This window comes from Candidatus Termitispirillum reticulitermitis, assembly GCF_054655775.1.
On record NZ_BAAIHG010000012.1, the window covers coordinates 23458 to 30127 of the forward strand.

Genomic DNA, 6670 nt, shown 5'->3' on the forward strand with positions numbered 1-6670 from the left:
CTGATGAGCAAACGGACACGAGCGCGTGAATGTGCTATACAGATGATGTATCAGGCAAATATATTAGATGCTGACACGGCTGGTGTAGCGGGGCTATTGTGGCGAAGTATGGAGCGTCCTTCCGATGACGTGGCTGTCTTTGCCGAGCGGCTATTTGCGGGTGCTTATGCGCGCAAGGATGAGCACGATAGTATGATAAAGTCATTTCTGAAAGACACGTGGACGTTTGATAGGCTTGATGAGCTTGATATATGTGTGTTGCGTTTAGCATTAGAGGAGTTGTTCTACTCTGACACGCCGAGCTATGCTGTTATAGACGAATATGTTACGCTTTCAAGCGATTTTATCGGCGAGAAACGTGCGGCGTTTGTGAACGGCTTGTTAGAGAATGTGAATACTACTTTTATAGGGGATAAGATGGGGGGTAAGGATGGCAAGAAAAGCTAGAACTAAACCAGAAACGGTTGCACCCATAAATGACTTGCGGGCTGACGGGGAGCAAGATGGCGTGCCAGTTGCCCAAGCTGTGGCTAGCGTTGTGTATCCGAGGGAAGCACCGAGTAGCTTTATGTATAACCCTGTGCTTATTGACTATAACTTTGCCGATAAGCGTCCGCGTGGTGGCAGTGCTTGCTTTGACTTCTTTGCTTGCGGCAGATTGTGTACATTGGTGAACGAGCTTGATGAATCTCTGCTTGTATATGTATCAAAGGAGGAGATTGCGCCGACTCAAGGTTTTTTTCTAATGGATTTTGCACAGGTGAACGCAAATCCCAATATACTGATAGAGGCAATAAAGGGGCTGAAGTTGACTCATCTGTATGTAGAAGATTCTGCTAATCATTCATTGAAAGATGTATTAAAGACTCAAAAAAAGCTATTCGTGTCTTATGTGCAGTTTAAGCCAGCGACACGTCCAAGCTAGTAATTTGCAGAGGTTATAACACATTTTCCCCTATTTACAAGACAGATAATTTCATATAATATTAGCGGACTTGTATAAATATAGCTCATAGTAATGTTGGCGTATAGCTGGCGTGGAGGATAGGCGATGGATAGTGAGAAACTGAAAGCGATAGAAGTCGCAATGGCGCAGATTGATAAAGAGCACGGCAAAGGTGCTGTTATGCGGCTTGGCGACAGACCCACTGAAAAACTGCCCGTTATATCAACTGGGGCATTGAATCTTGATATTGCACTTGGGGTCGGCGGCGTGCCGCGTGGGCGCATTGTGGAGATATTCGGACCTGAAGCAAGTGGCAAGACTACTCTAACGTTGCATATAATAGCTGAAGCTCAAAAGGCAGGCGGTGTCGTGGCGTTCATTGATGCAGAGCATGCACTAGACCCAATCTACGCTGCGGCAATAGGAGTAAAGGTTGATGATGTGCTTATCTCCCAGCCAGATACTGGTGAAAGCGCATTGAATATAGCTGAAACGCTTATCCGTAGCGGTGCAGTTGATGTAATAGTAGTGGACTCCGTAGCAGCACTTACCCCAAAGGCAGAGATAGAGGGTGATATGGGCGACTCGCACATGGGTTTGCAAGCTAGGCTGATGAGTCAAGCACTTCGTAAGCTCACGGGGATTGTTAGCAAATCTAAAACCTGCTTGATATTCATAAACCAGATACGTCAGAAGATTGGTGCTATATCTTATGGCAACAACGAAACAACAACGGGCGGCAATGCGTTGAAGTTTTATTCATCAATGCGTTTAGAAATTCGCAGACACCAGTCTATAAAGGAAAGGGACGAGGTAGTTGGCAACCACGTAGGTGTAAAGGTTGTTAAGAACAAGGTTGCGCCGCCATTCAAGCAAGTTGAACTTGATATAATATTTGGCAAGGGTATTTCGCGCGAGGCGATACTGCTAAATATGGCGATAGATGCTAAGATTATCCAAAAGTCTGGCTCGTGGTTCAGCATGGGTGATATGAAGCTAGGGCAGGGCGAGGGTGGCGTGCGGACAATGTTTGAGAACGACCCGAAACTTGCGCTTGATGTAGAACGCAAAGTGCGTAAAGAGTTTGGCGTGCCTTTTGCTGAGCCTGTTGCGGGTGATACTCCAACAGCTACTGGCGGGGCAGTTGAGCCAGAAAAAAAGACTAAACGTGGCAAGCAGGCAACGACTGATGCTGAGCAAGGCTCTAATGGCTAGTGCGATTTGAACGGCTGGCGCGGTTTGAATGGCTGACGTAGTGTATGTCCGTGCGTTAAAATTATTGTCGCGCAGGGATTATTTTGTTGAAGAATTGCGCGGTAGGTTGCTGGAGGCTTTTCCAGATGATGAGGATGGCGTAGCTAGCACGGTGGAGCGGCTGAAGTCTGATAAATATTTAGATGATTTCCGCACGCTCGCTAGTTATGTGCGTTTTCGTGCGAACAGCGGCTATGGTGCATACTATATACGTGATAAATTGCGGCAGAAAGGTGTTGAAGTAGGCGCGAAGGATATTGACGAGTTAATAATCCGTGAGGGGATAGATGAGGACGCCATCATGAGACAGGCAGCTAAAAAGTATCTATCCGTTCATAAAGGTAAGGATAAAGGGGCTTTGTTCCGCACTGCAATGAACTATATGACCTATAGGGGTTTTGCGCGGGATAAGAGCGTAAATATATTAAAAGGTGAGGTTTTTGAACGATGAAGGTAATATTCCTTAAAGATGTTGAAAATGTAGCAAGTGAGGGCGACACAAAGGAGGTAAAGGACGGATTTGCTAATAACTATCTGTTTAGAAGCCGTCTTGCAGTGGAGGCTACGCCTGCTAACTTAGCGCGGCTGAAGAAGAAGCTGGAAGATATTAAACAGCGCGAAAAAACGCGTGTATCTGATGCTCAAACTAGGGCAAATGCGCTGAACAGGGTGACTATAAACTTTGCGGCTAAGGTGGGCGACAGCGGCAAGCTGTTTGGTGCTATCACTAAGCAGGATATAGTAAAGGCACTGAAAGAGCAGGCTGATTATGAGCTTGATGACAAGTTTATTGAACTGAAACAATCGTTAAAGGAGATTGGTATTCACGAGGTGCGGGTGCATTTCTATAAGGACGTGCGTGCAAGTTTCAAGGTCATCATAAATGCCGAGCAGCCCGCGTAGTTCTAGCAGCACGCAAAATAGCAACCTGCAGCCACCTACGCGTATACCTCCACATAGCGAGGATATGGAGCAGGCGGTGCTTGCCTGTCTTATGCTGGAAGCGGGTGCGTTTGATAAGATAAACGGCACCATCAAGGAGCATGACTTTTATAGCCCACGCAACAGGCGGATATTTGGAGCCATAACAAGGCTAAATGACGAGGGGCAGCCTTATGATATAAACCTAGTTCTTGCTGCCCTGCGCTCATCGGGTAATTTAGAGATTGCAGGTGGCGTGGAGTATGTGAACGGGCTTACGTATATTATCCCAAATGCTGCCAACATTGAGAAATACGCTGGCATTGTAAAGAGTAAGGCAAAATTGCGTGAACTGACGGCTACAGCCACCAAGATATGTGAAGATGTATATGAGGCTGATAAAGACACGACAGGTGATGTAACTAAGGTAATTGATATTGCGGGACAGATGGTATATGAGCTGGCACAGGACAGCACCAGTAGCAACCCTGAGAAATTGGCAGAATTTTTGCCAAATATGTATGAGAGGCTTGAAAAGCTGCACAGCAGTAATAGACCTGTAGTGGGATTGCCGACAGACTTTTACGACTTGGACGATATAATGAGCGGACTGCAAAATGGCAGTTTGATAGTAATAGCTGCTAGACCGGGTATGGGGAAGACCGCTCTTGCGTTAAATATTGCCACCAACGTTGCTGAAAAGCATAATGTCGTAATGTTTAGCCTAGAAATGACAAAGGAGCAGTTGCTTGACAGGGTAGTTTCTGGAGTCTCTCATGTGGATAGCAAGAAACTGCAGACGGGTAGATTTAATGATACTGAATGGGCGCAAATATCAGGCTCTGATGGTAAGGTGCGCTCGCTGAACCTATATGTAGCGGACAATTCCAATATAGATGTGGGCGGTATTCGTTCCGTTTGTAGGCGTTTGAAAACTAAAAAGGATACGGGGGGGCTTGACCTCGTTATAATAGACTACTTGCAGTTGATGGAAGAGAAGAGTATAGATTCGCGTGAACAGCAAGTATCAAGCATATCGCGTAACTTGAAGGGGCTTGCTAAAGAGCTGAATATACCGATTATAGCACTTGCACAGCTCAACAGGTTGTTAGAGGCGCGCAAGGATAAGCGTCCGATGTTGTCTGATTTGCGCGAATCTGGTGCGATAGAACAGGATGCAGACCAAGTGTTGTTTATACACCGCGAAGAGATGTATAACGAGGACACGGCGGACAAAGGAATTGCCGAAGTAATAGTGTCTAAGAATAGGAATGGTCCTACGGGAACGGCAAGATTGGGATTTGTGAAGGAGCTAACACTATTCAGAAACCTTGAAAATAGATATAGCGGGGGATTATGAGGTTTTATCTTGCTACCGCCAACAAGCACAAGGCGGACGAGTATAATCAAATATTCAGCGAGGTAGGGATGGAGGTTGCTCTATTTCCTAACTATGAGGCACCCATAGAGGATGGAATGTCCTTTGAGGAAAATGCAGAAATTAAAGCAGTAGCACTTAGCAAGCAGTGCAACGATTTTGTGCTTGCGGATGATTCTGGACTAGAGGTGGCGATTTTGCATGGCGAGCCTGGGATATTTTCTGCGCGCTACGCTGGGAATAGTTCTACTAATGAGTTAAACAATAAATTATTATTACAGAATATGTTTGGCAAGAGCTATCGCAGTGCGCGCTTTGTGTGTGCGATTGCGTTGGCACGAGCGGGGCAACTGATAGGCACATTCCGCGGAGAGTGCAAGGGAACGATTGCGCAAGCACCTAAGGGCAATAATGGTTTCGGTTACGATTCCCTATTTTTAGTCTCGCCAAATATGACAATGGCTGAACTGTCGCCTGAAGAGAAGAACAATATCAGTCACCGCAGAAATGCAGCGGATAGAGTAATCGCCTTCTTACAAGAAGTGAGCAAGAATGGATAGGTTTTTTAGATATTGTCATTTCTTGAAGAGTTCCAATTTTGGGTTTAGTCTGCCCAGTGGAGCTATTGCAAACTATCTCAAGTTCAAGTTAGGAACGCTTCCCGACATATTACCGAGTGGGTATTCGTTCCCAATACTTGATATATGTGCCACACGCCGTTGCAATTTGAGTTGTTCGTTTTGCACGCTGGGCGGTTTCCCTAAAGATTGGCAAAAATTTGAACTGACGCCACAGAAGTTTGAGAATATACTTGCTATGGACATGTTCAAGAAATCTATATTTGTGGTACTTGAGGGTGGAGAGCCACTGTTGAATAAAGATTTGCCTGAACTAGTAGCTATGGCACGTGCCAAGAAACATCTAGTTGGTCTCATTACTAATGGGCTGCTGTTAGGAGAACGTGCTAAAGATTTGCAACGTGCGGGTGTCTGTGATATGCAGGTATCTGTCTATGATAATACATATGATAAGCTCACTAAAATATTGCCAAGTGTATCGCACCTGTTCCCGATGAATGCGTCTTATGTATTGTTGAAATCTAAACTGGAACAGAGTGCTAACAACAACTTTTCTGAAATAATTGATATAATAAAGATGTGCAAGGATGCAGGCTGTGCATCTCTGAAGTTTAACATTGTAGTATCTACCTATTCCACAAGGGACTTCTCGGAGATTATAACTGACACCAGTGCCGCAATGTATTCTGATATGATTAGTGTCTGTAAGAACAACCTAAAGGGTGTATCGTTCAGTGGCTATAATAGTAAGGGTGGTCTGCCTACAAAACAGTTCACGGTGTTTTTCCCCGCCCCAACATTACTTGAAGCACCAACTAAAAGAGCGTGCCGTGTGCCGTGGATGCTCCTAAATATGGATGCTAATGGTAATTTTGTTCCCTGTTGTGTCCTGCGTGAGAACTACGGAATGCACGGCAATGTGTTGGAGGATGTTGACAGCCTTAACGCTGATAAATTAGTCAGAATCAGACGCTCTCTTATGAACTCAACACTCCCACTGGAACCAGAATGTGTGGGCTGTGTTAAACTAATAGATGAATATATGTCAACAATATAAGGAGTGTTAGAATGAAAGTTCACAAAATAAGGGCTGTCATCAGGAAAATTCTTGGAGCGATAAATACCCTCATTGAGTGGTCACACATACAAATAGTCCTCGTGAACCACAGTAGAAACACGCAAACAAAGCTTTTTCGTTATGGTCTTGGTAGCTGGGACAGCATTAGACTTGCAACGTTAAACTACCTTTGCCACGAGATAAAAAGAAATAAAATTGCGGGTGCTGTAGCTGAACTTGGCGTATTTAGGGGAAACTTTGCTAAATATATAAACCGTGCACTCTCCGACAGAGAGCTGTATCTTTTTGACACGTTTGCGGGTTTTGATAAAAAGCAGCTTGAACGGGATATGAAATCAGTGCAAGGTATCGTTCCGCACGATTTTTTCGGCGATACAAGCATTGAATTGGTTATGAAGAAAATGGTTCACCCTGAGCTTGTTCGTGTGGTAAAAGGAGTATTCCCAGCCTCAACGCATGGCATAGACGGGGGGGGGGGGCAGACCACCCTTACTATTATAGCCACTGAACGATAC

Annotated in this window: 9 protein-coding genes; all 9 read left to right on the plus strand. The window is 45.0% G+C overall.

Going from position 1 to position 6670, the window contains the following annotated elements; translation table 11 throughout:
* Nucleotides 1-3 precede the first annotated feature (3 nt).
* Nucleotides 4-447 (plus strand): transcription antitermination factor NusB, encoded by a 444-nt coding sequence (nusB, locus tag AC1MDJ_RS02700; RefSeq protein ID WP_479689417.1) that lies wholly within the window; start codon nt 4-6, stop codon nt 445-447.
* Nucleotides 431-925 carry a hypothetical protein gene (locus AC1MDJ_RS02705; protein WP_479689418.1) on the plus strand — a complete coding sequence of 165 codons (495 nt, stop codon included), beginning with the start codon at nt 431-433 and terminating at the stop codon, nt 923-925. The genes nusB and AC1MDJ_RS02705 overlap by 17 nt, the downstream gene beginning before the upstream one ends.
* Before the next feature lie 126 nt (nt 926-1051).
* Nucleotides 1052-2161, plus strand: coding sequence for a recombinase RecA (recA, locus tag AC1MDJ_RS02710; protein WP_479689419.1), 1110 nt, complete (start codon nt 1052-1054; stop codon nt 2159-2161).
* A 28-nt stretch (nt 2162-2189) separates the two neighbouring features.
* Nucleotides 2190-2651: a regulatory protein RecX gene (locus tag AC1MDJ_RS02715; protein ID WP_479689420.1), complete on the plus strand. Its 462-nt coding sequence runs from the start codon at nt 2190-2192 to the stop codon at nt 2649-2651.
* Entirely contained in the window at nt 2648-3103 is a 456-nt protein-coding gene (gene rplI / locus AC1MDJ_RS02720; protein WP_479689421.1) for a 50S ribosomal protein L9, read from the plus strand. The genes AC1MDJ_RS02715 and rplI overlap by 4 nt, the downstream gene beginning before the upstream one ends.
* A complete protein-coding gene (gene dnaB, locus AC1MDJ_RS02725) occupies nt 3084-4481 on the plus strand; it encodes a replicative DNA helicase (protein ID WP_479689422.1) in 1398 nt (465 codons plus the stop codon). Before rplI ends, dnaB begins: the two co-directional genes overlap by 20 nt.
* Nucleotides 4478-5059 carry an RdgB/HAM1 family non-canonical purine NTP pyrophosphatase gene (gene rdgB, locus AC1MDJ_RS02730; protein WP_479689423.1) on the plus strand — a complete coding sequence of 194 codons (582 nt, stop codon included), beginning with the start codon at nt 4478-4480 and terminating at the stop codon, nt 5057-5059. The genes dnaB and rdgB overlap by 4 nt, the downstream gene beginning before the upstream one ends.
* Nucleotides 5052-6134: a radical SAM protein gene (locus AC1MDJ_RS02735; protein ID WP_479689424.1), complete on the plus strand. Its 1083-nt coding sequence runs from the start codon at nt 5052-5054 to the stop codon at nt 6132-6134. Before rdgB ends, AC1MDJ_RS02735 begins: the two co-directional genes overlap by 8 nt.
* A gap of 11 nt (nt 6135-6145) precedes the next feature.
* On the plus strand, nt 6146-6670 hold a 525-nt coding region (locus AC1MDJ_RS02740), incomplete at its 3' end, for a TylF/MycF/NovP-related O-methyltransferase (protein WP_479689425.1).

Coding starts and splice junctions, on each gene's coding strand:
- rplI (WP_479689421.1), top strand. CDS start 2,648: ATGAAGGTAATATTCCTTAAAGATGTTGAAAATGTAGCAAGTGAGGGC.
- AC1MDJ_RS02715 (WP_479689420.1), top strand. CDS start 2,190: ATGGCTGACGTAGTGTATGTCCGTGCGTTAAAATTATTGTCGCGCAGG.
- AC1MDJ_RS02705 (WP_479689418.1), top strand. CDS start 431: ATGGCAAGAAAAGCTAGAACTAAACCAGAAACGGTTGCACCCATAAAT.
- recA (WP_479689419.1), top strand. CDS start 1,052: ATGGATAGTGAGAAACTGAAAGCGATAGAAGTCGCAATGGCGCAGATT.
- AC1MDJ_RS02735 (WP_479689424.1), top strand. CDS start 5,052: ATGGATAGGTTTTTTAGATATTGTCATTTCTTGAAGAGTTCCAATTTT.
- rdgB (WP_479689423.1), top strand. CDS start 4,478: ATGAGGTTTTATCTTGCTACCGCCAACAAGCACAAGGCGGACGAGTAT.
- dnaB (WP_479689422.1), top strand. CDS start 3,084: ATGCCGAGCAGCCCGCGTAGTTCTAGCAGCACGCAAAATAGCAACCTG.
- nusB (WP_479689417.1), top strand. CDS start 4: ATGAGCAAACGGACACGAGCGCGTGAATGTGCTATACAGATGATGTAT.